This window comes from Limnobacter sp. MED105, from assembly GCF_000170915.1.
In the GTDB taxonomy this organism is placed as follows: domain Bacteria; phylum Pseudomonadota; class Gammaproteobacteria; order Burkholderiales; family Burkholderiaceae_B; genus Limnobacter.
Genome location: NZ_ABCT01000013.1, coordinates 64379 through 90879, shown reverse-complemented (window position 1 = coordinate 90879; position 26501 = coordinate 64379). Strand labels below are relative to the sequence as shown.

The 26501-nt window shown below is 50.1% G+C and carries 23 protein-coding genes; 11 read left to right on the top strand and 12 right to left on the bottom strand.

All coding sequences use genetic code 11. The features are described from left to right. The first annotated feature begins 7 nt into the window (after positions 1-7). From LMED105_RS16690 to LMED105_RS12065, 3 genes are all read left to right on the top strand, one after another. Positions 8-1390, top strand: coding sequence for a TIGR04283 family arsenosugar biosynthesis glycosyltransferase (locus LMED105_RS16690; protein WP_008251689.1), 1383 nt, complete (start codon positions 8-10; stop codon positions 1388-1390). 47 nt (positions 1391-1437) lie between these two features. Next, positions 1438-2190 carry a DUF3047 domain-containing protein gene (locus LMED105_RS12070; protein ID WP_198006853.1) on the top strand — a complete coding sequence of 251 codons (753 nt, stop codon included), beginning with the start codon at positions 1438-1440 and terminating at the stop codon, positions 2188-2190. A 119-nt stretch (positions 2191-2309) separates the two neighbouring features. Next, positions 2310-2828, top strand: coding sequence for a porin family protein (locus tag LMED105_RS12065; RefSeq protein WP_008251685.1), 519 nt, complete (start codon positions 2310-2312; stop codon positions 2826-2828). A gap of 43 nt (positions 2829-2871) precedes the next feature. Here the strand turns inward: LMED105_RS12065 and LMED105_RS12060 are convergent, their stop codons facing one another. Genes LMED105_RS12060 through tyrS form a run of 6 tightly spaced genes read right to left on the bottom strand, consistent with a single transcriptional unit; the run spans position 2872 to position 8491 of the window. Beyond that, a complete protein-coding gene (locus LMED105_RS12060) occupies positions 2872-3501 on the bottom strand; it encodes a riboflavin synthase (protein WP_008251683.1) in 630 nt (209 codons plus the stop codon). A gap of 8 nt (positions 3502-3509) precedes the next feature. Continuing rightward, positions 3510-4643, bottom strand: coding sequence for a bifunctional diaminohydroxyphosphoribosylaminopyrimidine deaminase/5-amino-6-(5-phosphoribosylamino)uracil reductase RibD (ribD, locus tag LMED105_RS12055; protein ID WP_008251681.1), 1134 nt, complete (start codon positions 4641-4643; stop codon positions 3510-3512). A 25-nt stretch (positions 4644-4668) separates the two neighbouring features. After that, positions 4669-5181 carry a transcriptional regulator NrdR gene (nrdR, locus tag LMED105_RS12050; RefSeq protein ID WP_008251679.1) on the bottom strand — a complete coding sequence of 171 codons (513 nt, stop codon included), beginning with the start codon at positions 5179-5181 and terminating at the stop codon, positions 4669-4671. A gap of 18 nt (positions 5182-5199) precedes the next feature. Further along, positions 5200-6444, bottom strand: a complete 1245-nt coding sequence (glyA, locus tag LMED105_RS12045; protein WP_008251677.1) for a serine hydroxymethyltransferase — start codon at positions 6442-6444, stop codon at positions 5200-5202. A 53-nt stretch (positions 6445-6497) separates the two neighbouring features. Next, a complete protein-coding gene (locus tag LMED105_RS12040) occupies positions 6498-7223 on the bottom strand; it encodes a histidine phosphatase family protein (RefSeq protein ID WP_008251675.1) in 726 nt (241 codons plus the stop codon). After that, positions 7220-8491: a tyrosine--tRNA ligase gene (gene tyrS / locus LMED105_RS12035; RefSeq protein WP_050771232.1), complete on the bottom strand. Its 1272-nt coding sequence runs from the start codon at positions 8489-8491 to the stop codon at positions 7220-7222. The genes LMED105_RS12040 and tyrS overlap by 4 nt, the downstream gene beginning before the upstream one ends. Before the next feature lie 281 nt (positions 8492-8772). Between tyrS and LMED105_RS12030 the strand changes: the two genes are divergently transcribed. Continuing rightward, a complete protein-coding gene (locus LMED105_RS12030; protein ID WP_008251662.1) occupies positions 8773-10008 on the top strand; it encodes a peptidoglycan DD-metalloendopeptidase family protein in 1236 nt (411 codons plus the stop codon). Between the two features lie 3 nt (positions 10009-10011). Further along, positions 10012-11130: an anhydro-N-acetylmuramic acid kinase gene (locus tag LMED105_RS12025; protein ID WP_008251660.1), complete on the top strand. Its 1119-nt coding sequence runs from the start codon at positions 10012-10014 to the stop codon at positions 11128-11130. 24 nt (positions 11131-11154) lie between these two features. Here the strand turns inward: LMED105_RS12025 and LMED105_RS12020 are convergent, their stop codons facing one another. Both LMED105_RS12020 and LMED105_RS12015 read right to left on the bottom strand, forming a co-directional pair. Further along, positions 11155-12963 (bottom strand): HAMP domain-containing sensor histidine kinase, encoded by a 1809-nt coding sequence (locus LMED105_RS12020; protein WP_008251659.1) that lies wholly within the window; start codon positions 12961-12963, stop codon positions 11155-11157. 45 nt (positions 12964-13008) lie between these two features. Beyond that, a complete protein-coding gene (locus LMED105_RS12015) occupies positions 13009-13680 on the bottom strand; it encodes a response regulator transcription factor (RefSeq protein ID WP_008251657.1) in 672 nt (223 codons plus the stop codon). Positions 13681-13997: 317 nt separating this feature from the next. Here LMED105_RS12015 and fabR point away from each other — a divergent pair, with 317 nt between their 5' ends. From fabR to LMED105_RS12000, 3 genes are all read left to right on the top strand, one after another. Next, a complete protein-coding gene (gene fabR, locus LMED105_RS12010; RefSeq protein WP_008251655.1) occupies positions 13998-14699 on the top strand; it encodes an HTH-type transcriptional repressor FabR in 702 nt (233 codons plus the stop codon). Beyond that, entirely contained in the window at positions 14696-16108 is a 1413-nt protein-coding gene (locus LMED105_RS12005; RefSeq protein WP_008251653.1) for a UbiA family prenyltransferase, read from the top strand. Before fabR ends, LMED105_RS12005 begins: the two co-directional genes overlap by 4 nt. Before the next feature lie 98 nt (positions 16109-16206). Continuing rightward, positions 16207-17685, top strand: a complete 1479-nt coding sequence (locus LMED105_RS12000) for a glycosyltransferase family 39 protein (protein ID WP_008251650.1) — start codon at positions 16207-16209, stop codon at positions 17683-17685. A gap of 3 nt (positions 17686-17688) precedes the next feature. On the opposite strand, the gene LMED105_RS11995 is transcribed toward LMED105_RS12000, so the two are convergent. The 4 genes from LMED105_RS11995 to LMED105_RS11980 form a co-directional block, all read right to left on the bottom strand. Then, entirely contained in the window at positions 17689-18663 is a 975-nt protein-coding gene (locus tag LMED105_RS11995) for a hypothetical protein (protein WP_008251648.1), read from the bottom strand. A 9-nt stretch (positions 18664-18672) separates the two neighbouring features. Further along, a complete protein-coding gene (locus LMED105_RS11990; RefSeq protein ID WP_008251647.1) occupies positions 18673-20943 on the bottom strand; it encodes a galactose oxidase-like domain-containing protein in 2271 nt (756 codons plus the stop codon). Between the two features lie 450 nt (positions 20944-21393). After that, positions 21394-21690, bottom strand: coding sequence for a hypothetical protein (locus LMED105_RS11985; RefSeq protein WP_008251645.1), 297 nt, complete (start codon positions 21688-21690; stop codon positions 21394-21396). A 37-nt stretch (positions 21691-21727) separates the two neighbouring features. Further along, entirely contained in the window at positions 21728-22048 is a 321-nt protein-coding gene (locus LMED105_RS11980) for an H-NS family nucleoid-associated regulatory protein (RefSeq protein ID WP_008251643.1), read from the bottom strand. Between the two features lie 246 nt (positions 22049-22294). On the opposite strand from LMED105_RS11980, the gene LMED105_RS11975 reads away from it, so the two are divergent. From LMED105_RS11975 to LMED105_RS16445, 3 genes are all read left to right on the top strand, one after another. After that, positions 22295-23107: a DNA-binding protein gene (locus tag LMED105_RS11975; protein ID WP_156799678.1), complete on the top strand. Its 813-nt coding sequence runs from the start codon at positions 22295-22297 to the stop codon at positions 23105-23107. Between the two features lie 61 nt (positions 23108-23168). Continuing rightward, positions 23169-25217, top strand: coding sequence for a class I SAM-dependent DNA methyltransferase (locus tag LMED105_RS11970; RefSeq protein ID WP_008251638.1), 2049 nt, complete (start codon positions 23169-23171; stop codon positions 25215-25217). Next, a complete protein-coding gene (locus LMED105_RS16445; RefSeq protein ID WP_008251631.1) occupies positions 25201-26487 on the top strand; it encodes a restriction endonuclease subunit S in 1287 nt (428 codons plus the stop codon). Before LMED105_RS11970 ends, LMED105_RS16445 begins: the two co-directional genes overlap by 17 nt. Positions 26488-26501: the final 14 nt, after the last annotated feature.

Genomic DNA, 26501 nt, shown 5'->3' with positions numbered 1-26501 from the left:
CCTGCATATGGTGCCTTTTGCTGCGCCTTCCGTGTCGATTGTGGTGCCGGTATTCAATGAAGTACCCACCATTGATCGTGACAGTTTCACCCCGCGAATTCACGCTCTGATTGAATTGCTTCGACCTTGTGATGAAATCATCTTGGTCGATGGCGGTTCGAGCGATGCAAGCTGGCAAACCCTGCAATCCTTGGCGGTGCATCTGCAAATTACTGCCATTCAAAGTCAAAAAGGTCGTGCGCGACAAATGAACTGCGGTGCAGCCACGGCCAAGGGTGACATTCTGCTTTTTCTGCATGCGGACACTGTTCTGAATGCTGCTGCATGGAACGGTTTTTCTCAGGCGCTTCAGGCTCGCGGCGGTCAGTCTGTATGGGGTCGGTTCAATGTGCGAATTTCCGGGCAAAGCAGGTGGTTGCCTGTAGTGGCTTGGTTCATGAATCATCGCTCCCGCTTCAGCAAAATCTCCACAGGTGATCAAGCCCTGTTTGCCAGTCGACTGCTGTTTGAAAAGGTTGGCGGTTTTCCTGAGCAACCCTTGATGGAAGACATTGAATGGAGCAAGCGCTTGAAACAGGTGGCCGCACCGTGCTTTCTGCCAATCGACACACCCGTGATGACTTCTGGCCGACGCTGGGACACCCAGGGCGCATGGAAAACAATCCTGTTGATGTGGCGCTTTCGCTATCAGTACTGGCGTGGGGTGCCTGCTACCGAGCTGGCGCGGCAGTATGCAGATGCGCGCGAAAAGATCCCTTTGACCGTGGCTGTTTTTGCGAAGTATCCACAGGCCGGGCGTGTAAAAACCAGGCTGGAGCCCATGCTGGGCGCTGAACAATGCGCAGAATTTGCCCGATATCTGTTGCTCAGTACGCTGGATAAATTAAGTGGTGCGAACGTGGTCTTGTGGACTGATGGCGGCAGTGACGCACAGTGGGATTCATTACTGGCCGGGCGACAGGTGACACGCTGCATTCAACCGGAAGGGCATTTGGGTGTGCGCATGCAAACTGCAGTTCAAACCCATTTGAAGCACAGTGAGGTGGTTGTGCTGTTGGGGCCAGATGCAGTGCAGTTCACGTTGAACGATCTGCGCGCACTTGAAAAAGCCGCCAAACAACATGAATTGGCCTTCGTCCCTGCGCTGGACGGGGGTTATGTAGCCTTGGCTTGCACGCGTTGTGTGTCCTCCGTATTTTCTGGCCATATTCAATGGGGAGGTGCGCAGGTGGCTGCACAAACCCGCCAGGCACTTGACGGACTTGGCATTGAAGCCAAATGGTTTGAGGCGCAACTTGACATCGACGAGCCCGAAGATTTGCAACAGGCCGTATTGCAAGGTTGTGTCCCTGAAGATTGGGTCGAACGTTACCCGACAGTTAAGGTCTGACAAGAATTAGTCGTGAGGAAAAAATGCAGACAGTGAAACAGGAGCTGATGAAAACCCCAAATGGGACAGGTGCCAAAAAGGCACGCGTGGCTGGCGCACTCGCAGCCAGCTTGATCTGCATAAGCATGCCTTTGCATGCCTCCGAGGCCTTGCCCCAATGGCCGACCGATGTGTCTGCCGGAATTCCTGCTGTATGGAAACCCCAGTTTCACCCGGACATTGCAGCACACACCGAGTTCAGCTTGCAGAAAAACGGCGAGAAAACAGTGTTGCTTGCTGACGCAGACAAGGCTTACGGCACCTTGGTGCATCTGTTTGATAAGCCGAAGGCATTGAAGACATTGGGTTGGGAATGGCAGGTATTAACCCAACCAGCAAAGGCGAATTTGCAGACCAAGGCGGGCGACGATGCGGGCGCAAAACTGTGCGCTTTTGTCCAGGTGGATGAAAGCAAAATTGGTCTTGGAACCCGCCTTGCATTGGCCGCTGCGCGCACTGTTTCCGGTGAGCGCTTGCCCGCGGCCACCCTGTGTTATGTGTGGGGTACGCCGGGTGAAAAAGTAGGGCAGGTGTTTGATAATCCCTACACTGACCGTGTGAAAAACATTGTGCTTCGCGATATAGCCAGCGCAGCTGAGCTGGTTTCAGAAAACCGGGATTTGCAGGCTGATGCACGTAAGGCGTTCGGCAAAGAATTGCCAGAAGGGCCCGTGATGATCACGGGCTTGGCTTTGGGCGCTGATTCAGACAATACCAAATCGAAAGCCAAGGCCCTGTTTGGGAAGCTCAGTGTGCAGTGAAATGGTCAATCCATGTGAAATGCCTATTTCGGGTGATAGTGCAACCCCCAAAATGAGTAAATTACTTACAAAAGTAAACTAATTTATAGTGCAGGCTTGCCTCAAGGAGTAATGTCTGCATGAAAAAACTAATAATCGCCACAGCGTTTCTGCTGCCTTTTTCGGCCATGTCCATGACTTTGGATAAAAACAGGCTGTACATGGGTGGTTCATATTCCAACATTGATTATCAGCAAGACGGTGTCACATTTGATTTGTCTACAGTCTCGGTTGTTGGCGGTTATCGGGTGAATCGTTTCGTCGCCCTCGAGGGCCGTTTGGGGCGTGGTCAAAGCAAGGGTAATTTTGCGGGTGCCGTGTTTGAAGTTGATCGTTATGTCAGCGCTAACATTGTGGGAACATACCCACTGGGAGACGAAAACTTCAGGCTTTACGGTAGCTTGGGCTACAACGATCTAGAGGTCACTGCGCAAGGGTTTGGACTCCGCGCTTCAGACTCAGGCGATTCAGCGGCTTACGGCCTCGGCATTTCATATGTTGTGGGTCCGCTTGAATATCGAATCGGATACGAGAATTTCTATGACAAGGACAGTGTAAAAGCGGATGGCTACACCATCACTGTGAATTACACATTCTAATAAGAAGGGGGCCTCGGCCCCCTTTTTTCTACAACCCGACCATTTAGCCCTGATTCAAATTCATCGTCTTCACGATTCGCTCGCAGTACCTGGCGATCTGGTCAATTTCCAGATTCACTGGGCTGCCCGCTTTCAAATGTTTCAGGGTGGTCATTTGAACCGTGTGCGGAATCAGGTTGATGTGAATATCGCATTCGCCGCTTGCATGGTCATCGACTTGGTTCACGGTCAGGCTGACGCCATTCACTGTGACCGAACCCTTGTAGGCGAAGAAAGGCGACAGGGATTTTGGCGCGCGTATTTGCAAGTGCCAGCTTTCACCGACTGGCGAAAAATCAACCACACTGCCCAAACCATCCACATGACCGCTGACCAGGTGACCGCCAACACGATCGGACAGGCGCATGGCTTTTTCCAGGTTCACTTCACCGGGTTGACTTAAACCCACGGTCTTCGACAAGCTTTCCTGCGAGACATCCACGTGAAAGGTTTGATCTTGCATGGCCACCACGGTCATGCAGGCACCTTGAATGGCGATGCTGTCCCCCAGTTTGACGTCTGAGAAGTCGAGCGAGGGTGCATGCACTGCAAGACGTACTCCTGCATAAGTTGAGTCCTGCAAGGGCTCAACAGTTTTGATTTGACCGATTGATTCAATAATTCCGGTGAACATGGGTGCTACTACTCCTGATTATTTTGAACCCACGTAATTCGCAGGTCTGGTCCAATTTGTTCAAATGACTGAATTGCCCAGCTGACATAAGCGGGCAGGGCTTCGAGTTCTGGCAGGCGGAACAGGCCTTGGCCTGGCCCCAGAAATCGAGGGGCAATGTATTGCACAATTTCATCGACTAGGCCCGCTTGCAGGAACGAACCGTTCAGGCCGAAGCCTGCCTCGAGGTGCAACTCATTGATACCACGTTGTGCCAGTTCTTGTAACAGGCGCAGCAAATCCGTTTTTACTTTGCCAGCATGCAAACCTGCCGCCACTGGCGCCACGTTCAAGGCCTCGATATTTGCTGCGTTCGGGTGTGTCGTCAGCCAGCCCGGTCTGTGTGGTTCAGTGTGTGCAATCAGTACGCGCCCGGATTGAAGCAGGCGGGCATCGGGTGAAATTTCCAGCTTGCTGTCCACAATCACTTTCAAGGGCTGGCGTTCCGTGTCAATGCCGCGCACATTCAGTTGCGGGTTGTCGGCTTTTACTGTGCCAATGCCACTGAGCACCGCACAGGCTTGCGCACGCAGGTGGTGGCCATGCAGCCGGGCTGCCTCGCCGGTGATCCACTGGCTTGCCCCATTGTTCAGCGCGCTGATACCGTCGGCGCTGCTGGCAACTTTCAAGCGCACCCAGGGGCGTTGGCGTTCCATGCGACTGAAAAAACCACGGTTAATCCAGCGCGCCTGTTCAATCAACACACCGTGCGCGGTCTCAATGCCAGCCGCTTGTAAAATCGCCATGCCTTTGCCTGACACCAGCGGGTTGGGGTCTAGAACCGCCGCTACAACCCGCGCTACACCCGTTGCCACCAGTGCTTCAGCACAGGGGCCGGTGCGCCCATGGTGGGCGCAGGGTTCCAGGGTTACATAGGCGGTGCTGCCTGCCAGGGAGACACCGCGAGCCCTGGAGTCGGCAATGGCTTGTACTTCCGCATGGCCTTCACCGGCCTTGGCATGAAAGCCCTCTGCAATCGCCACGCCATCGCGCACAAACACACAACCCACGCGTGGGTTCGGCGTGGTGCTGTACTGTCCCTTCCAGGCCAGGTTCAGCGCATGCTGCATCCAGTGTTCGTCGGTGGGAGAAAAGGTGGCCATGGCTTCAGTTACTTCACAGTTACTTTTAGGCGCCTTTTTTGGCGGGGGGTCGGGCTTTGGTTTTACTGGTGTTGCCTGTGCTTTCGGCAGGGGCAGTTAAATGTGCAATTTCTTCAGAGAAACTTTGCAGGTCTTCAAAGCTTTTGTAGACCGATGCGAAACGAATGTAGGCCACTGTATCGAGTTGTTTGAGTTGTTGCATCACCAACTCACCCAAAAACTTCGTGTCTACTTCCCGAGCGGCGCTCACCAGCAGTTTTTCTTCAATGCTTGAAATGGCGTCATCAATGGCCTCGGCGCGAACCGGGCGTTTGCGCAAGGCAAGCATCAAACTGCCGCGAAGTTTGTCTCGTGAAAATTCGACGCGTGAACCGTCTTTTTTGACGATTGCGGGCAAAAACAGTTCGGCCCGTTCGTAGGTCGTGAAGCGTTTGCCGCAGCTGCTGCACTGCCTGCGGCGTCGAATCGCGTCGCCTTCTTCAGACGTGCGCGAATCGACTACCTGGGTGTCGGCGTTGCCACAGAAAGGGCATTTCATGACGCCGTGGCCCCTTGCTTACTTGTAAACAGGAAACTGGCTGGTCAATTCCTTGACCTTGGCGCGGACCGTGGCCAATGTGGCTTCGTCTTCCGGGTTTTCAAGTACGTCGGCGATCAGGTGACCGACTGCGCGGGCCTGCTCTTCCTTGAAGCCACGTGTGGTCATTGCAGGGCTACCCAAGCGAATGCCGCTGGTTACAAATGGCTTCTCGGGGTCGTTCGGAATCGCGTTCTTGTTCACTGTGATGTGTGCATTGCCCAAAGCCGCTTCGGCAGCTTTGCCGGTGATGCCCTTGGCACGCAGGTCAACAAGCATCACGTGGCTTTCGGTGCGGCCAGACACGATACGCAAGCCTCGCTCAACCAGGGTTTCAGCCAAAGCCTTGGCATTCAACACTACTTGCTGCTGGTATTCCTTGAATGCAGGTTGCAGGGCTTCGTGGAAGGCCACTGCTTTGCCAGCAATCACATGCATCAGGGGACCGCCCTGAATGCCGGGGAAAATTGCGCTGTTGATTTTCTTGGCCAGTTCCTCTTTCATCAAGATGATGCCGCCACGTGGGCCACGCAGCGATTTGTGCGTGGTCGATGTGCACACATCAGCATGCGGTACAGGGTTGGGGTACACACCCGCAGCAATCAAACCCGCGTAGTGGGCCATGTCCACCATGAAGTAGGCGCCCACTTCCTTGGCGATTTTGGCAAAGCGCTCAAAGTCGATACGCAGGGCGTAGGCCGATGCACCCGCGATGATGATTTTGGGTTTGTGTTCGCGTGCCAAAGCTTCAACCTGGTCATAATCAATGGCTTCTTCCTTGTTCAGGCCGTAAGAAACCACGTTGAACCACTTGCCAGACATGTTCAGCGGCATGCCGTGGGTTAGGTGACCACCTTCAGCCAGCGACAAGCCCATGATGGTGTCGCCGGGTTGCAGCAATGCAAAAAATACAGCCTGATTGGCCTGTGAGCCAGAATTGGGTTGTACGTTGGCGGCTTCGGCGCCAAACAGTTTTTTCAGGCGCTCAATGGCCAGATCTTCAACTGTGTCCACATGTTCGCAACCGCCGTAATAGCGCTTGCCGGGGTAGCCTTCGGCATACTTATTGGTCAGCTGTGAACCCTGGGCTTCCATCACGGCTGGGCTCGCGTAGTTTTCAGACGCGATCAACTCAATGTGGTCTTCCTGGCGGGTGGTTTCCTGCTGCATGGCAGTCCACAATTCTGGGTCGGTTTGGGCGATGCCCTTTTGGCGGTCAAACATAACGATTTCCGGAAAGGATTGGGTTCAAGACAAGCCCAACATTCTAAATGATTTCAAGCGATTCGACCATCGACTTCGTCCATGTTTTGGCCCGGTTTGTCGTGGTTCAAATGCCCGGTCCAAGCCCACAGTTTCACACTTTTATTGCCTTGGGGATCAATATCGACCACATTGAGCGCGCAATTGGGCAGTTGCCATTCACGCTGCGTATGCAACAGCTCGCCAGTGCAGTATCGGTAAATACAATCGAGTACACCGCCGTGGGCCACCAGCAATATTGTTTTGTGGGTGCTGACCGCGCAAATTTGCTGAAACGTGGATACCACCCTGTGGTAGAACTGGGCCAGACTCTCCCCTCCGGACAGGGGAGAGTCGGGGATTCGGTTTTTTAGACCAGCAAATTCATTGGGGCTTTTGACCTGCATTTCATCGCCAGTCAAGCCCGACAAATGACCGTAATCACGTTCCCGAAGGCCTTTATACAACTGCATGGCGGGTGTTTTGGAGCCGTGAATTGTCGATGCGGTGGTGTGTGCCCGAGTTAAGTCGCTGCTGACGCACTGATCGTAAAGCGAAATTTCTCGCGCTTCCAGCGAATCAAAGTACTTGCGAAGCAATTGAGCTTGCAACAGGCCGTGCGCATTCAGGGCAATGTCGGTGTGGCCCTGAAAGCGCTTTTCCTTGTTCCAGTCCGTTTCTCCATGGCGCACCAGAATGAAGCGCGATCCCACCGGTTTTTTGCTGACAATTGCACCAAAATCAAGAGCTTGGCTGTTCAATTCAGGTGCACCTTCGCAAAGCGGCGTTTGCCAACCTGAATCACGTAAGTGCCTTTGCCCAAGCGGGTGGCTTTGTCGGATATCTTCTCGCTGTCAATTTTTACGCCGCCCTGCTGGATATTTCGGTTCGCGTCGCTGCTGCTTTCACACAAGCTGGCAGCTTTCAGTACCCAGGCCAAACCTGCGTCCGCGTCACCTTCCGGCAAATCCAGTTTGATCTCGGGCATGTCCTCGGGCAAGGCCCCCTGCTTGAACCGTGCTTCGAATTCGTTCAGTGCGTCAACCGCTGCTTGTGGGGTGTGAAAACGCGCGACCAACTCTTGGGCCAGTGCCACTTTGGCGTTGCGTGGGTTTTCACCGCTGGCGCAGGCTTGTTTCAGCGCTTCAATATCAGCCAGGGATTTAAAGCTAAGCAAGGTGTACCAGTTCCACATTAGCTCGTCAGAAATTGACATCACCTTGCCGAACATATTGGAAGGTGTCTCTGTTACGCCAATGTAGTTGTTCTTGGACTTCGACATTTTGTCCACACCATCGGTGCCCACCAACAGCGGCATGGTCAAAATACATTGTGCGCTTTGGCCATTTTGTTTTTGCAGCTCTCGACCCATCAGCAAGTTGAATTTTTGATCAGTGCCACCCAACTCCAAATCGCTTTCCAGCGCAACTGAGTCGTAGCCTTGCAGAAGTGGGTATAAAAACTCGTGCACGGCAATCGGCGTACCGGATTGATACCGCTTCGTGAAGTCATCACGCTCCAGCATGCGCGCCACGGTGTAGCTGCTGGCCAGGCGGATCATGCCGTCTGCACCCAAGGGCATCAGCCATTTACTGTTGAATTCAATTGCTGTGCGTTGGGGATCCAGAATTTTAACGGCCTGCTCATGGTAGGTTTTCGCGTTTTCCTGAACCTGTTCCTTGGTCAATGGCGGTCGAGTACTGTTCCGACCTGATGGATCGCCAATCATGGACGTGAAGTCGCCAATCAGAAAAATGACTTGATGGCCTAAATCTTGCAATTGTCGAAGCTTGTTGAGTACCACTGTGTGGCCCAAATGAATGTCGGGTGCCGTGGGGTCCAATCCCAATTTAATGCGCAGGGGTTTGCCTGTTTTCTCGCTATGAACCAGTTTTTGAATCCATTCCGATTCAATCAACAGTTCTTCGCAGCCACGCTTGGTCACATCGAGGGCGTGCCGAACGGAATCAGACAAATTCTCAGTAATTTCCGTAATTTTGGGGGGCCTACTATCAGGTGACTGGTTCATTTGGCAATCCTTTGTTACACTCTGGCAAACTTCAGTGTTGTATTTTTGAAAATAAAGCTGATTGTGGGCGATCGGCACGTGAAATTTCACACCTTTAAAACTAAAACATGATGCTTCAGAATTTATTAGAGCGAGCAATCGCCGCGTGGGGACAGGGCTTTTCTCTTACCAAGCGCTTTATCCAGTCGGGGTGGCAATTTGCCGACTCCGCGCTTCCCCAATCCCACAATCACAGAAAGTGGGTCATTGTAGGGTTTTTTTCATTCCCTGTTCTCGGTGCAGTGGTTGCAATTGCTGGCTCTGTTCAAAATTCGCCGGTTGATTCCGCTCTAATCAATTCGGAAGTGGTTGTAGAGGCAGTTGAACTTAACCTCGCAGATGAGGGCGTTTACACCTTTGATCCATTGGTTGCCGAAGAGCGAATTCGCCGTGGTGACACACTGGTGGGTTTACTTGAGCGCATGGGTGTGAACACTGCTGGCCTGGCCACTTTCTTGGGCCAAGACAAAACCGCGCGTAATTTGGTAAACCTGCGTGCAGGCCGTGTGTTGACAGTTCAGCAAACCGCTGATGGCGATCTGCAGTGGCTCCGCTACAAAAGCGGCATCGATGAAGACAGCCAAGAGTCGATCCTGGTTCAGAAGCTGAATGGGCAATTTGTCTCGAAGCTTGAATCTGTCAACTTTGAGAAACAGATAGTTTTCCGCTCCGGTCGAATTGAGTCATCTCTGTTTGCCGCTGCTGACAAGGCAGGCATGCCCGATTCAGTGGCTATTCAACTGACGGAAATTTTTGGATCTGACATTGACTTTCACCGCGAACTGCAAAAGGGCGATGAGTTCAAGGTAGTGTACGAAGACCTTACACTTGAAGGCCGGTCGGCGCGTTCGGGGCGTGTGTTGGCGGTTGAGTTCGTCAACAACAATAAACCCTACAAAGCCTATTGGTTTGCGCCAAGTGGAAATAGAAACGCGGGTTATTACAACGAAGAAGGTCGTAGCCTTAAAAAATCTTTCCTGAGATCGCCTTTGGCTTTCTCCAGAATTTCTTCAGGGTTCACTCCTCGTCGTTTCCACCCCATTCAACAACGCTGGAAGGCGCACAATGGCGTGGATTACGCTGCACCCACAGGCACGCCGATTATGGCCACAGCCAGCGGCACAGTGAAGTTTTCTGGCTGGCAAAACGGGTACGGCAATTTTGTGGAAATTCAACACCACAGCGGCTACAGCACGGCCTATGCCCACCTTTCTCGTTTTGGCAAAGGCGTTAAAGTTGGCCAGAAAGTAGAACAGGGTGATGTGATTGGATACGTGGGTGCCACAGGCTGGGCAACCGGGCCACATTTGCACTATGAGTTCCGCGTCAACCGGGTTCCGAAAAATCCTTTAAGCATTACCGTGGCTCAGGCTGAACCATTGGATCGAAATTCATTCGGTGAATTCAAGCGCGTACAGCTTGCGCTTGACCGCCGCATGGAGCTGGCCACCGCCCAACGCTTGGCTCGCGCCCAGTAAATCATGATTGCCTTGGGCGCCATGTCTGGCACCAGTACAGATGGTGTTGACGTCGCAGCGGTTCAGATTGATTCCAAAACTCAGGAAATGCGGTTTCTCGGCGTACTTAGCGCTGAGTTTCCGCAGAGTTTGAGAGAAACTCTCTTACTGCTGCAAGAAATTCCCCCCCGTTTTCCTTCCAATTCTGATCCTATTGCGATTTTTCTGCAGGCTCGAAAAGACCTGACGGAGCTGTATGCAAGCACCGTGAATGAATTGTTGTGTTTTCTCGGATTAGAGCCGGCTGATGTTCGGGTGCTTGGCGCACACGGTCAAACACTTCGCCATCGGCCCGATCTCGGATACACCTACCAAATGCTGGATGGAGCTTTGCTGGCCAGTAAAACCCGGATAGATGTGGTGAATGACCTGCGTTCAAAAGACGTTGCCTTGGGCGGGCAGGGTGCTCCGCTGGTTCCTGCTTTTCACCGAGCATGGTTGAATGGCAAAGGTATTTACGACCAAACCGCTGTGTTGAACCTGGGGGGATTTTCAAACCTCACGGTGCTTAACGGACAGGGGCAAGAATTGACTGGTGGTGACTGTGGGCCAGCCAACTGTTTGATGGATCTGTGGGCTCAGCGCGCCTTTGGCTTGCCTATGGACAATGACGGTGAAATTGCTGCGATGGGCAGCCCGAACGACACTTTGCTTGAACGTTTTTGGACCCATCCTTTCTTTCATCAACCCTGGCCCAAGAGCACTGGTCGTGATGATTTCAGTGCGCACTGGTTTGAGTCGTGTTTGGTAGACTCTAATGAGCTTTCATCGGAAGACATCATGGCGACCCTACTGGCTTTAGCTGTCAGGGCGGTAAAGTCGTGTTTACCTGTTTTGGTTGAGCAGGTTTATGTGTGCGGTGGCGGTGCAAAAAACAGCACCTTCATTAATCAGCTACGCTGTGAATGTGCGCCAGCAGATTTCCTGCCGATTGAGAATTTGGGCTTGCCAACTCAGGCGGTTGAGGCCGCTGCTTTTGCCTGGCTTGGCGCGCAGTACGTGTTGGCTGCAACTGGCAATTGCCCTTCAATCACTGGTGCAAGCAGGCCTGCGATCTTGGGCGCTTTACACGTGGCCAAATAAGCAGGCGGTGTGTATTTGCCAAACCTAGTTCGCCAGCAATGATTTACTGCCCAAATTCTTGTTTGTGTTTTGAGAATGGACTGCTGCTTCGCTGAATGTACTCAAGGAGTTGTCTCGAGTGGGAAATAGCTCGGAAATGACCCCAAGACTAATATCGGCTTGCCCTGGAATCCAGGGGACCCTAATCATTTCACGCCCGAATTCAACTTGGGGATTGTTTTCAAGGCTCGCGTTGTAAATCAAAATACAGCAGGGCTCGTAGTCTAACAAAGAGCCTAAAAGTTTCAATTGCTCGATTGCATGCATTTTTTGGGCTGGGTCGCCGGCGTAAAGGATATACACAGGTGACATGCCTTTACGCAGGGCGGTAAGGTAGGCGCGATAAGCACCATTGAGACTGAACTCGACTTTGTCAAATCCTTGTACCGGAAGTCGACGCCGAATTTCCAGAAGATGATCGTGGCTCATCGCCATGACCTGTGCTTCAAATACAGTTTGAGTATTGAAAGCGGGTCTTTTGCTGTGATGGCTAACTTCGGCTTCTTCCGGCAAGATGACCTCGAACACAGAGCCAGCCAATTTGCCATTGTAGTAGCGGTTGCGGCATTCAGTTTTGGCGAGTATCTGTTCGCTCAAATCGCGAACGATACTTGAACCGTGGCCCCAGCCTTTGTTGTGAGCAGCTACTTTGTTGTTCTCAACGCCAGAACCTGTGTCCACAATTTGAATACATACCCGTCCCTTTCGTCTGCGCAGACCAACCACAACACCCCCCTTGTTGGTGTATTTGATGGCGTTGTCCAGACCATTGCGGATAATCTTGGCCAAAGCTTCCTTGTTACTCGTCACCGTAATTTCGCTGGGTACATAGCGAACTTGAAGCGCTTTGACCTCGGCCAGCATTCTGTATTCTTCGATTAACGGACCAAGAATGTCATGTACCGTTACCGGCATCATAGGGGCGGCGTTTTCATCTTGCGGATACCGGATTGCATTGCCCAATTGGTCAAAGAAATCTTCCAGCATATTTTTCAACGCTTTTTGTGCGGTTTGAATGTGTTGGTATCTTGCTGTAACTTCAGGGTCTTTCGAAATGGCTTTGCCCACGCTGGCCAATATGCCTAAGGTACTCAAGGGCTGGCGCAAATCGTGACGAAAGTCCTTTAAAACCCGGCGCCCTCGAAACGCCAGTTTCATGATGTCTTGATCAATTCTTGTTTGCCCATCAAGACCTTTTTTCGTACGGGTTCGTGAAAAATCTTGAAACACCATGTGAAAAACGCAGGTACCAAGCAAGACGTAAAAGAGAATTTCCACAATCCTGTAGTCCAGTATCCACGCGAGTTCTGTCGATGTTGATGCGTGGAAGAGGCCATTGACCAAACAGTACAACAGACCGAAATAAACCGCTTTGATCAGGGTAACTTTGGGTAAATTGCTGTAGGTTTTTGTAATTGCCAGCAGACAGACCGCTTGAACAGTAATAAAGGCCGTGTATACCAACCCAGAAGTGGTGAACATGTCTGCAATCGCAGTGATGCAGCCGATCGCGAAAGGAACCAGGGCAGAACGCTCTGCAGCGACAACACCTCTTTTTCGACCTAGAAAGGCACTCCCGAAAAACAGGAATGACGCGGCCTGCAGTGCTGCATGAAACGGGGTGCCGTGTTCAAGTTCTTGTGGTGTGTTGTAACCAAGAATTACGAATCCAAGCAGAACCACACCAATGACAGCGGCCGCATTTTGCCGCTGATTGGGAAGGTGATTTGCAAAGAATGGGTATAAAGCAATACCCAGTAATACGGCTAGCCCTGATAGTGAACTGTCTGTCATTTTATAGTTATAGTCATTGCCGGCTTTGTTGCCGGCTTTTGGTTTTTATGCCATGGCTGATGCGTTGAGTCGCGGAATTTTGCGATAAAGACTGACGGCCTGGGTTCTGTTTTTCACATTCATGCGCGTGAAAATCTCGCGCAAGTGTGTTTTTATAGTTTCTGGTGATAAATCAAGCTTGCGGGCAATTTCCTTGTTGGAAAGGCCAGAGGCCAGAAAGTGCATGACTTGTTGTTGTTTGTGCGTTAACTGAATGCCATTGTTTTGACCAAGTCGCCCAGTGATGTGTTCGCCGTTGGTTTGGCGATTGGACAGCGCATTGGGGCGCCATTGAACCTGAACACCCGCACGGGTGAGTGCCTCCAGCAACACCGCCGAAGTTTGTTCAAAGCCTTCCGATTTGGACAGTGTCCAAGAAGGGGCATGTTGATTGGGTACCACGGAGTGAAGAAGGGTGTCGTCGCCACTCATGATCAAGGTGGGTAGGTTTGCACTCATCAAGGCCAAGGTATCAATCACATCCTGCCCTTGGCAGTCTGGCAAACGCAGGTCAGTAATCACAAGTGCCGGGGAATTTTTGCTGAACAATTCTTTCGCGTGTGCAATGCTGGCCGCGCAGAGTATGTCTGCGTTGGTTGCCACGAATTCAACCAGGTCTTTGATGCCTGTTGCGAAAAGTGGGTGATCCTCAATAACCAGAATTTGGTTTGATGGCATGAATGTCTCCTCCCGAGGAAAAGCTAGTTGAAAAGGTGTCACCAGATGTGAGCATATGAACATCTTTATTGGATTAACACCTTTTTCCAACCCTCTTTAGGGGGAGTTAATCGTCTTGGGTTCATGCAGTCAATACGCAAAACCCGTAATTACAGTAATAATTCTTGAAGTGACTTCGTTCTGTTACTTCTTTTCATCGTGTTTGGGCCCTATTTCACAGGCTTGCAGGCTGTTAAGCTGTGAACTGGTCGCTTTTCATTACAATAACGGGGTAGGTCAGGAAGTTGACTAATCCAGACTAGGCTCGAGCAAGAATCATGAGAACAAGATTAAGCGCCGCGACCAAGCCGGTGGACGAAACACAGGCCCGGGTGCGACGCAAAGAACAAACACGCCAGAATTTGATGCAGGCTGCGCTTACCCTTGTTGGCAACGGCAGCAGCTTTACTGCCCTGGGCATTCGGGAAATTACCCGAGAGGCTGGCGTGGTGCCGACTGCGTTTTATCGCCATTTCAAAACCACCGATGAACTGGGTCTGGCTCTGGTCGAGGACGGCGGTATTACCTTGCGCAGGCTGTTGCGAGAGGCTCGCCAAGCCAGCCTGCCAGGCGAGGACATGATTCGACATTCGGTGAGCGTGTTTGTGACCTACCTGAAGCAGCACCACCTTGAGTGGCGTTTTATCAGCTCAGAAAGGTCAGGTGGTTCGCAGTCCTTGCGCAATGCCATTCGCAATGAGATTGCACATTTCACCAATGAAATGGCCAGCGACCTGCGGCTGTTGAACATCTTCCCTGGACTGTCCACGCACACCCTTACTCTGATTTGCAGCCTCGTGGTTACCCTGATGATGAACTCGGCCACGGATTTTCTGGATGTCAGGCCAGATCAGCCGCAAATTGAAAAAGAAATGCTCGACAATTTCGTGAAGCAAATTGTGATGGTGTTTCTTGGTGCGGCGCATTGGGAAGAAGAGCCCACCCAGTCACTGCTCAGTGGCTTGTCCAAACCAAAATGACTAAACCCATTGTTTACGTCGACCTGGACGGCACCTTGAGTCCATCGGATGTGCTGCTCGAGAGTTGCCTGCTGCTGTTGAAGCAAAACATTTTTTATGTGTTTCCAATGTTGTTGTGGGCGATGCAGGGTGCTTGGGTATTTAAAACCGAGGTATCTAGAAGAATTGATCCGGTGCTGGATCATTTGCCAATTGATCCCATGGTGCTGGAGCGACTGAATCAATTGAAAGCGGCTGGCCATGAATTGGTATTGGCCAGCGCATCGATGCGTCGAGATGTGCTGAAGATTGCCACCCGTTTGGGACTGTTTTCCCGGGTCATCGCAAGCGAGCACAGCAATTTGAAGGGCCAACAAAAACTGGCAGCCATTCAGGCGGATAGTCAGGGGCGGCCCTTTGTGTATTTTGGTGATGCTTCAGTAGATATTCCGATCTGGAAACAGTCTTCACTGGCATTCGGTGTGAATACTTCCCTTCGCACCCGAGGAAAAGCTGCAGCCGCTGGTATTGAATTGAACCGGCTAGACACGCGAAGTACTGGCATCAAAGTTTGGCTCAAGGCCATGCGACTCCAGCAATGGGCCAAAAATGGTTTGCTGTTCTTGCCTCTGATTGCTGCCCATGAAACAGATTTTGCTTTGTGGGGCAAGATGATGTGGGGCTTTTTGGCGTTTGGCTTTTTGGCCTCTGCCACTTACATTTGGAATGACCTGATGGACCTGAATGCGGATCGCCAGCATCCGCGCAAGCGCCACCGGCCAATGGCCAGCGGCATGCTCAGCATCACCAAGGCGTTTGTATTGATGAAGTGTTTGGGCATTGCCGGCTTTGCGGTGGCCTGGTTGGCGGTGGGTTGGCAATTTACCTTGGTGTTGTTGGTGTACACCGTGGTTACCTTGATGTACACCTTCGTATTCAAGCGCACCGCTTTTGTGGATGTCTTGTTGCTGGCGATGCTTTACACCGTGCGTGTAATCGCGGGCGGCGTGGGTACGGGCATCGACCTCTCCAGTTGGTTATTGGCCATTTCACTTTTCGTGTTTTTGAGTTTGGCATTGGTCAAACGTTGCGCCGAACTTGAGTTTTTGCAGCTTGAGGGCACCCAGCCTCAAGGCCGTGGTTATCGCATGAGCGATCTGAGTTACTTGGTGTCCATGGGTATCTCCAGTGGATTTGTCGCTGTATTGGTGTTGGCCTTGTATGTCGACAGTCAGAATGGCTCGATGTTGTACGCGACACCTGAGTTTTTGTGGGGAATTTGCCCCTTGTTTTTGTACTGGTTAATGCGAATCTGGATCATGACCTCCCGCAAGGAAATGATTGATGACCCAGTGCATTTCGCCATTCATGATCGCATCAGTTGGGGCTTTTTGGCTTCAGTGGGTGTGCTTGTGTATTTGGCCTCCTGAGATATCCAATATCCATGTCTAGTCATTTTTCTTCGTCCAGATCCCAAGGACCCGAGCTGACGTTAAGAACTGCCAAAAGTTTGTTTGTCTGGACTGTTGTGCTGACCGCCGTCATCAAACTCTGGTTGGCGTGGTTTTTTCCCATGACTGGCGACGAGGCTTTCTTCCATTTGTGGTCGACTGATCTGAATTGGGGCTATTACGATCATCCGCCCATGGTCGGCTGGTGGTTGTGGGCGCTGAGTCATCTTGGCAATGAACCGATTGTGGTGCGCAGCCTGACCCTGCTGTTAACCACAGTTATTGCTTACGGTGTGGTGCTGCTGGCCCGTGAATTGTTGCCACGCGAGCAAGAGCCCCGAGCCTGGTTGGCTGGTGCTGTTTATTTGTCAATGCCGGTATCGTGGTTTGCCGTGTTTGTTACCACCGACACGCCGTTGATATTTTTTATGGGCCTTTCCATTTACACCTATGTCAAAGCGATTCGCACTGAGTCGAGTGCGGCAATGTTTCTCGCTGGTTGTTTTTTGGGTTTGGCATTTTTGTCCAAATACTTTGCTGTCTTGTTGGGTTTCGCGTTTGGGTTTCACTTGTTGTTTCAGCGGCAGCGTTTCAAGTACCTGTTTCTGTTGTTGGCTGGTGTTTTGCCGTTTGCCAGCGTGAATATTGGCTACAACCTACATAATTGCTGGAACAACATCATGTTCAACCTGGTGAACAGGCATGAAGATGCCCAGTTGGGTTGGGGCACGGTGCTTACGTACCTGGGCATGATGATTTACCTGATTACTCCGTGGGCTTTGTGGAGTTTGCTCAAGGGCAGTCGGGTTTGGTTGCGCCAAAGCGCCTTGGCGTTTGCCCTCTTGGTGCCACTGGCCCTGTTTTTTGTCATTTCACTCGAAAAAACAGTTGGCTTGCATTGGGTGCTGGGCTTTTTACCCATTGCCTTTGTGCTTCTTGCCTTGTGCACGCCGGGCATCTGGATGAAACGTTACATTGGCTTCAATGCTGTGTTGTCGATCCCACACTTGGTGTTGTTTGGTCTCTTGATGCATGCTGAAGTATCGGTATGGCCAAAACAGGATTTTCAGGAAGATGTGCTGTTTCACCGCGAAATGCCGGCTATTCTGGATGAGTTGACTCGCGACATGCCTTCAGACGGCGTATTGACCACTGTGGCTTATTCGCCTGCCGCCTTGATGACTTATCACTACGGCAAGGTGGTGCCTGTTTTTGGTCCTGGAAAATACCATGCACGCAATGACGATACCTTTGTTGACTGGCGGGAAATGGACGGCAAACCCATTCGGATTGTGGCCAAAGCCAAGCCGATCGACCCGGCGCTTTATCAAGATTATCTGAGTAACGTTTCAGTGCAAACCCAAGTGATTGAAGGCGTGCCTTTTACGATCGTAGACGGCAGCAATTTCAATTACTCCCGGTTCAGAGACGTGGTGTTACGTGAAGCTGTGGAGAAGTACTATCAAATTCCATCGATACTGCCTGTGATGGACTGTCCGTTTGCACGCAAATATGGATTTGAAGAAGAATGCCGCCTGGTGATTCCAGGCGGCTAAACACTAATTGGTGTTTTCAACAATCTTTTGCCATGTCAGTTCGCCTTTCAGCAAACTTTGTTGTTCGCCTTCCTTCAGTTTGACAGGTATAACCCAGCTGCCAGTTTCAGAGATCTTTGCGGGTTTCTTATCCAGTCGTGGATCCGCATAGGTCACCGTTCCAGTTTCTGATACTTTGACCCATGGTGCTTGTTCAGTGCCAGGGGTATGAAACAGTTCAACTGAGTTTGCCCATGCATGCATGCTGTTCAGCCAGACTCCATCTTTTCGAAGCTCGATGAATGGCACACCCTGGTCATCCAGCACCTGAAACTCACCTTTGGCCGTGCCCATGCGGCTGAGTAGGAAGTTGTTGCCACTCAGGCCTGGCACCATGGCGTTCAGGCCAGTGAAGTCAGCTTCGTTGACCAGCGTTGGGCGCCAGTAACCTGTCATGGGTTCGGGCTCTATACGTTCGATTCGAACACTGATGGGTTTGCCGTTGGCAACCATGGCCAGATTAAAGTGAGCCAAGTCCTCTTTAATCAAACGGGGATCGTACCAACCATAGCCAGGTTGTTTGTCCAGCAAAACCCAATTGGGTTTCAACTTTGGGTTGTCTTTGAGACGGTCAGGGATAGGGCCGCCACCGGGTTGTCGGGAACGGTGCCAACCTGTTGCGTTTAAGTCCGCATACAGTTTGTTGCCTTTGAATCTTAGAAAGGCGCGTTTGTCCTCGCCCAAAATTTCAATTTGTTGTTGGCCGTCTGTGGCCAATGCAAACTGAAATGCATTGCTTTTCACTACCTGCAGCGAGATACCTTTGGGTAGCTTCGTTTTTGGACTGACAGTTGGAACACCTCCCTCGGTGCCGTGTTCAGCATGTGCGAAAGCGACGCTAGGGGCAATCAGGGGGCTTGAGATAATTAGGGTAGAAAAAGAAAACGCCAGGCAGGCGCCCAGCGTTTTCTTCACCCAGTTCGTTTTAACGACGGGCATTGGCAGTCATCACTCTTGTCCATTGCCGTGCTTCAACATGAAGCTGACAGATTTGGAAGGCAGCAGTGAACCATCCGCTTGCTTGGCACGCACAAAGGTCATGTAAGCGCCTTGTGGAACCACAGCGGCCTGATCTGGAATGGTGAAGCGTACGCTTTGCCCAGTCACGGTCAGCTGGTTCTTGGGAATAACAACGGTACGCTGGTCAGCGTCGGTCAAGTGCGTTGTCACGGTATGGCGTACCAAGGAAACTGAGTCAATTTTGCCCATATCAGTTCCAGGTGCCATTTCCAGTGTCACTTGTTGACCTTTGCGGAATTCGCGCAACATGGTTTTTCCATTGCCAGCGGGTGTCGAGTTGCCGCCTGCGAAACCAATCAAGTTGGGGCGGTTTGGATTGTTCACATACGGTGGGGTGTAAATCTCGAACGAGGGATCACGGCCGTCATTGGGAGCAAAACCAAACGCTGCCAGATTGATGTTCTTCAAGTACAACGTGGAAATTGGCGCATGACCACCCACCAGCACACGGCCGTCTTGCATCAGCAGGGCAGTGTTGTGATAAGTGCGGGGTTTGTTGGCCACAGCCATTTGCGTCCATTTCTTGGTCGCTGGGTCAAAGCGTTCAGCGGTTTTTCTTGGAAATTCTATGCCAGGCGCGACAACTCCATCCCGATCTGCACCGTTAAAGACTATCACTGAGTCATCGGGCATCAGCACTCCAGACCCATACCAGCGGGTTTCGTTCAAAGAACCTGTTACTTCGCTTTGGTAGTCAATAATATTGTCTCCATCAGTTTTAACGGTATCTATACGCGAAGATCCAACCGCTATATATCCGCCCGGAGAGGCTAGACCCACTAAAGGAAGAACACCTCCTGCCGTAAGGAAGCTGGCTTCCTTGTACAGACCTTGGGAGTTGGGGCGCAGCGGCATCATGATTGAAAATGTGGAGCCTCTCATACCTGCGCCAACTACCTTTTGTAGGAGCTGCTCTGGGTTGCCGGTAGTTACCACGCTCAATAGCTTCTGAAGTGCTTGAGGGCTTTTTATCACAACATCTGTCAAAGTTTTGGTTAAAGCACCGACTGCGGCATTGGTTGCAGTAAGTGGATTTAGAACCTGTGTAAGTGATTCAAGTCCAGCATCACTGAATTTCAACGGGAAGCCAGCGTAGGCTAAATCTGACCAATTCTGATTTTTTGGGTTGTAAGTCGCGGAAATGTTCCAAACCGCTTGATCGTAGGACTGACCAAAGGGATTAAAGGCTTGACCTCCCGCATTGTAATACACGTGGCCGTTGGGTAGCAGATGTAGTCGTGGGTAAAGAGGGAGAGAGCGCTGGGCAGTTTGCGGGTTGACAGTCCACTTACCAGTTGCCGGATCGAATGTTTCGGTTTGCGGAACATTGCGGCCACTTTGCTCTGGTGCCTGAGGATATACAGGTTTTAGCAGCTTTGTAACTCCGCTTGCAACGAACATTTTGCTGTCGGGCAGGGTGATCAAAGCAGGATACCAACGACCAAAGTTCATGTCGTTGCCCTGCATCCAGCGGTTGGTGTTGGGGTTGTAAACTCGGCTAGTCTTCAGACCTTCCAGTTCGGTCAGGCCGTACCCGATCAGGTTGCTGCCTGGCTCGCTGTAATAAGCAGTGCCGCCCACGGCCATGATGGAACCATCGGCGAGCATGGCCACGTCTGCGCAGAACAGGGCACCGTCTGAGCTATTGGTTTCCTTGTTGGTTAGGCCGAGACCTGGCAGCAGTTCGGTGATCTCGTAACCGTCAGGGTTGGCGCCAGAGTCCACCTCAAGTGGTCGAATCCAGTTGGTCGCAGAAGTCGCATCTTTCGGAATGATCATGCGGCGAGTTTGGTCGTTAATGGCCTTTTGACCAAAATCCACCAAGATGCTGAACTCAAAGTCTTCAGTTCCCTCCAGCGCGTTGAAATATAGGAAATCGCCGTTCGGCAGCAACGAGATGGTACCGGCTGCGGGCTTGCAACGAAGCTTGCCGTTTTCACCAATGCCCATGCACTTCTCGGGTGCCGGAATGGGTGTGGCATCTGGGTTATTGTCGTTGTCGCCTGAGCGTTCGTACACGAAGGGCTCTTCAAATGGCGAACTAAAGGAGCCTTTCTGACCCTCTGCCGCCACGCCTTTTTCAGTGCTGATGGGGTTGAATTTGGCACCGATCAGATCGTCTAAAAGACCGGCTTGTACAGGCAGAGCAGCTCCCAATCCAATGGCGATTACTGCAGATAGTTTATTCAGCTTGAACACGTGTCATCTCCTCCTAGCAAGCTGTTTTTGTAGAAGAAAGGTCAGGTGCAGCTGTTTCGGTACTGCAACTATCCTTCCTTGCCGTTGTTAACAGTTGTTACTGTTGAAGCGCATTTTTAGATGCATCTTTCTAAAAATAATAACCGTGATTATGGTTTTGAACAATCGTCGTTATACTGTCAATAAATAGTAATGCAACGTATAAGGAGGAGGAGTTAAACGCTGTTCAAAAAGGATTTGTGAGCAAACCCTTCACAGTTGTTCGGAAATGAAAAAACCCCTCAGCTTTCACTGAGGGGTTTCTTGTTTGGTGGCGAATCAGGGACCCGAGCGATCATCCCCAATTTTTCCAAAATTCCACCATAATTTCAAAGCCTTATATCCGATCTTCTCTTTCAATTGTCTCGGACCGGACCGGATACATTACCGGAAAAAAACCGGATACTGCTTTTAGGCCAGCGTTTCGAGGATAAAAATCGAGATTGACCGCAATGCCATCTCATCGTTGGTGATGTCAATCCAAGTCCGTAAAACACGGCGTCGGTCTTCCGCGTCCATCGCCCTAATGTCATCTGCCGGTTCTGATACGTTTCCGACGATGAACTGAGACCAGAGGAACAAAGCCTCTTGAATGATCTTAGCTTCGGCTGGTAACTGTTCAATTTCTTCCCAGTTAAGGGATTGCAGTGCTTCCTCGCCCAAGTTGTCGGCGTGTGTTGCAAAAGTCATGAATTCTTCGTTCGTCATTTACTACTCCAGCAATGATTTTGGTTGAGGCTTGATCTTACTTCGTAATCAAGTCTTTTGCCGTTTTGCCTTCTTCGATCGCCTTCTTCAGCCAATCAGGGCGTTTGCCTTTTGAGGCGAACTTGTAAGTCTTAACACCGTCGGAATAGGTTTTGCCAACCTCGAATGCCGAGTAGTCCACCGTTGATTTGGCGGCAGCTGGTTTCTTTGGAGTAGTGAAGATCTCAGCAGAGGAGATACCAAATAAGGCCACAAGTTCTCTAATTTGGTTTAAGGCAGCGCCTTTTAGCTGATCTTTCTCTTTTGCCAGTGCCTCTTCCTTCGCCTTCATTTGATTGATTGCGCTTTGAAAGTCCATTTGATCTAGCCTTTTAAGATTGAGTTTGGGTTCAAGCCATTGAAGTTCTAAACACTAGCATATACTAGTATAGGATACAGTATCGTATAATACTGTAGCGTATAATACGATACGATATAATACCGTATCATATAATACTGTATCGTATAATACTGTATTATATTGTTGGTATCGTATTAAATTGCTTGAGTTTAATTCTCGTTTTAGATATACCTTTTTAATCAAACTTAAAAAGAGGTGATCAAAATGGGAAGACAAGGACTAAGCTATGAAGATTTTTTAACTGTTGTTAAAGAAGCAGAAAAGAACTCACAACCAATTACACTGACGGCTTTACGGGATAAATTTAGGGCCTCTCCTAATACCGTTCACCGCTATTTGACCCAATACCGCCAAGAGACCAAAACTCCCGATTTCAGTCAATTCAATATTCCTGATGCACTTCTAAGAGCACTGGCGACAACCATTCGTGATGCCTCTGAGAGCGCCAGCACTGCGTTGAATCAAGAGATCAAGCAAATTAATGAGGAAAAGGACATCCTTGAAAAAGAAGGATCCTATCTTGAAACGGAAAACGATCGTATTCAGGCTGAAAACGAATCCTTAAAAGCGATCAATGCTCAATTCGTTCAGCAATTGGCAGAGCTTAAAGAATTGGTATCGGTTCAATCAAATCAAATCAATGAATTAAAGGTTCGTAATGAGTCCCTTGAAAAGGATCAAATTCGGGTTGAGGTTCTTTTGGATCAAGCCCAAAAAGAATCGATCAATCAAAAGGCAAAATATCAAGAAATGGCTTGCGATTTGGAGCATTGCAAAATTGAATTGGCAAAAGCGGAAACCCGATCCGAGATGGAGCAAAAGGCCAGCGTATCGCTGAAAACTGAGATTGATCGGATGCACGGCCATTGTGAAATGAAAGACAAGTTGATTAATGACTTGTGCACGACCATCCAAAACCCGAAAGCGATTCGCCCGACGTCAAAGCCCCCAAAAGCAGGCAAGGTGACGAAAGCGGATGACGATACGACACCGACTCAACCTGATCCCCTCAAATGACCGCCGCGATTCGGTATCCTTTCAAACAACTTCTAACAATTCAGGGAATGACAGACCAACAATGAGCAAACTAGCGGATCTTATTTGGAAAAATGCAGAACTTTTGCGCGGAGCCTATCGCGAAAATGAATATCGTAAGGTGATCCTTCCCTTCACCATTCTTCGGCGTTTGGATTGTGTTCTGGCTCCAAAGCGTGAAGAGGTTTACACGCAATATGAGGCCCTTCGCAATTCCAAATACGACATGGAAAAGATCCTCACCACTATTAGTGATTATCCTTTTTTCAACACGTCGCGGTTCTCGCTTGAAGCTCTTGCCCAAACGCCTGACGATGTTCGGGACAATTTGGAAGCCATGGTCAATGGCTTTTCGCAAAACGTTCGCGACATCTTCGAGAAGTTCGGATTCATTTCCACCATCAACAAGCTCGAGGAAAAAGGCCGACTCTATTTAGTGGTTCAGCGTTTTGCCGAAACGGATTTGAATCCTGATGTGGTGAGCAATCACGATATGGGGATGGCGTTCGAAGAGTTGCTTCGCAAGTTCAATGATGTGTCGCCAGCAGGTGAGCAATACACCCCCCGTGATGTGATTGAACTGATGGTGTCGCTCTTGTTTAGCACGGATCAAGATCTGCTCTCAATCCCTGGAATTGTGAAGACCATGTATGACCCAACGGCTGGAACTGGTGGTCTATTGAGTGTTGGTGAAGAATATGTAAAGCGGATGAATGATCGGGCCGTGCTCAGTTTGTTCGGCCAAGAACTGGAAGACGAGACCTACGCGATCTGTAAAGCAGACATGTTGATTCGTGGACAGAACCCCGCAAACATTGTGAACGAAGACACCTTAAAGATTGATTTGTTGGCAGGTGAGGTTTTTGATTACCAAGCTGCCAATCCGCCTTATGGTGTTGAATGGAAGCCCGCCGAAGATGCCGTTCGTCGTGAACACAAGTTGGGTGCTGCTGGTCGATTTGCACCAGGTTTGCCCGCAATCCGTGATGGACAAATGCTGTTCTCCCTTCACCTGTTGTCCAAGATGCGACCTTTCATTGATGGGAAAGGTGGTGGGCGGATTGGGGTGGTTCATAACGGCTCACCCCTGTTTGCTGGTGATGCGGGAAGTGGTGAAAGTGAGATTCGGCGTTACATCATGGCTAATGACTATTTGGAAGCAATTGTCGCCATGCCCACGGATCTGTTTTACAACACCAACATTCAAACCTATTTGTGGTTCATGACCAATCGGAAGCCCGAAAAGCGTCAAGGCAAAGTGATGTTGCTGGATGCAAGCAAGATGGGTGTTCTGATGAAAAAGAATCTGGGCAAGAAGCGACGTGAATTCACTGAGGATTGCATTGCTCAAATCAACAAAGCATACGAAGACTTCAAGGACATGACGTGGAAGGATCCCGCAGGCGAACGGGTTCTCAATGCCAAAGTGTTTGACAACGCCCATTTCCATTATCGAAAAGTCACCATCGAGCGACCGCTTCGGATGCGATTCCAGCTCACGGATTTTGCTCGGGATGCTGTGTTGGGCAACCCCAGTTTTGCAAAACTACCTCTTGAACAGCGTCACCTTGTGGGTTGTCTTTTGGATGTTTTTGATTCAACTGCTGTGTTCACCAATGCGGATGATTTCCGATCGGCTCTCAATGCTGCGGCGGATCAGGTTGCAACGACTCAACAGCTCACCGGAAAGGCCTCACGCCTCACCGCCAAATCGATTGAACTTCTTCGTAAAACAATTGGCGTTAAAGACCCCAAAGCCGACATCACCACTGACGAGAAGGGCAGTGTGATCAGTGATTCTGATTTGAGGGATGCGGAATATGTTCCGATGAACAAGGACGTGGACGCCTACTTTGAATCGGAGGTGAAGCCTCATTGGCCTGATGCTTGGATTAACAAAGAGGTAGTGGACAGCCAAGATGGGGTGGTTGGTGTTGTCGGCACTGAAATCAATTTCAATCGTGAATTCTATGTTTACAAACCACCGCGCAGCCGTGAAGAAATCGCCGCCGACATTGAAGCCAAAGAAAAAAAATTCATGGAGATGTTGAAGGCAATCAAAGGAGGCGAAAAAGATGAATCGTTATCCTGAATACAAATCCAGCGGATCGCCTGTGTTTGGGGATATTCCATCGCATTGGGAAAAAAAAAGGCTTCGTGATTGCATTGAGTGTTGTGTTAACGGCATTTGGGGGGATGAACCCGATGGTGGTGAAGATGATATTCCAGTGATTAGGGTTGCAGATTTTGATCGCCCAAGTCGCAAGGTTGAAAAATTTGAAACCGTTCGAAAAGTAGAAAAAACTCAAAGGGTAGGTCGTGCACTATACAACGGCGATATGCTCATTGAGAAATCCGGTGGGGGTGAACAACAACCCGTTGGGATGGTCGTTTCGTATCAGGGACCAGAAGGAGCTGTGTGTTCGAACTTTGTTGCCAAGATGACACCAAAAGAAAATATTGCCTCAAGATTTCTTGTATACCTTCACTCACACCTTTACGCATCGGGTGTTACAAATATCAGCATTAAGCAGACAACTGGAATTCAAAACTTGGATTCGACTGCGTATTTGTCTGAATCAATTTATGTTCCTTCATTAGGTGAACAAGTTGCGATTGCGCAATACCTTGACATTGAAACTGCTCGAATCGATACACTGATTTATGAAAAGGAAGCTCTGATTGGGTTACTAGATGAATGGAAACAGAGTGTTACTGAGCAGGTTTTAACAAAGGGACTTTCAGCGAACATAGATTTTAAGACTTCCGATGTTGAATGGCTGCAAGGAGCAGAAATCCCATCCCAATGGGTTACAAAATCAATCAAACATATTGCACATATGCGAAGTGGCGAAACCATCACTTCAGAAAACATTGATGATTCTGGGAAATACCCAGTCTATGGGGGCAACGGCTTAAGAGGATTCACCACAGAGAAGACTCATGACGGCGAATATCTTTTAATTGGAAGGCAAGGTGCTTTATGTGGCAATGTTCATCATGTCAAAGGGGAGTTTTGGGCTACTGAGCACGCGGTTGTAGTGACGCTTAACACTGATATTGACTCGCGTTGGGCCTTCTACATGCTCAGATTTATGGATTTAGGTCAGTATTCGCTGGCAGCAGCTCAACCTGGATTGTCGGTTGAAAAAATTGTTGGATTGAAGTTACCAGTCCCAAGCTGCCATGAGCAAAAAGCCATATCTGATCATTTGGACAAAGAAATGGCACGGTTAGAAGATCTCATTAATCACACAACAAAAGAAATTGAGTTGCTAAGAGAACTTCGGGCAGCAACTATTGCTGATGCAGTGCTGGGGCGAATCGACGTGCGCGATCTAAACACAGAATCAATTGAATAAAAAAGAGCAGAAGG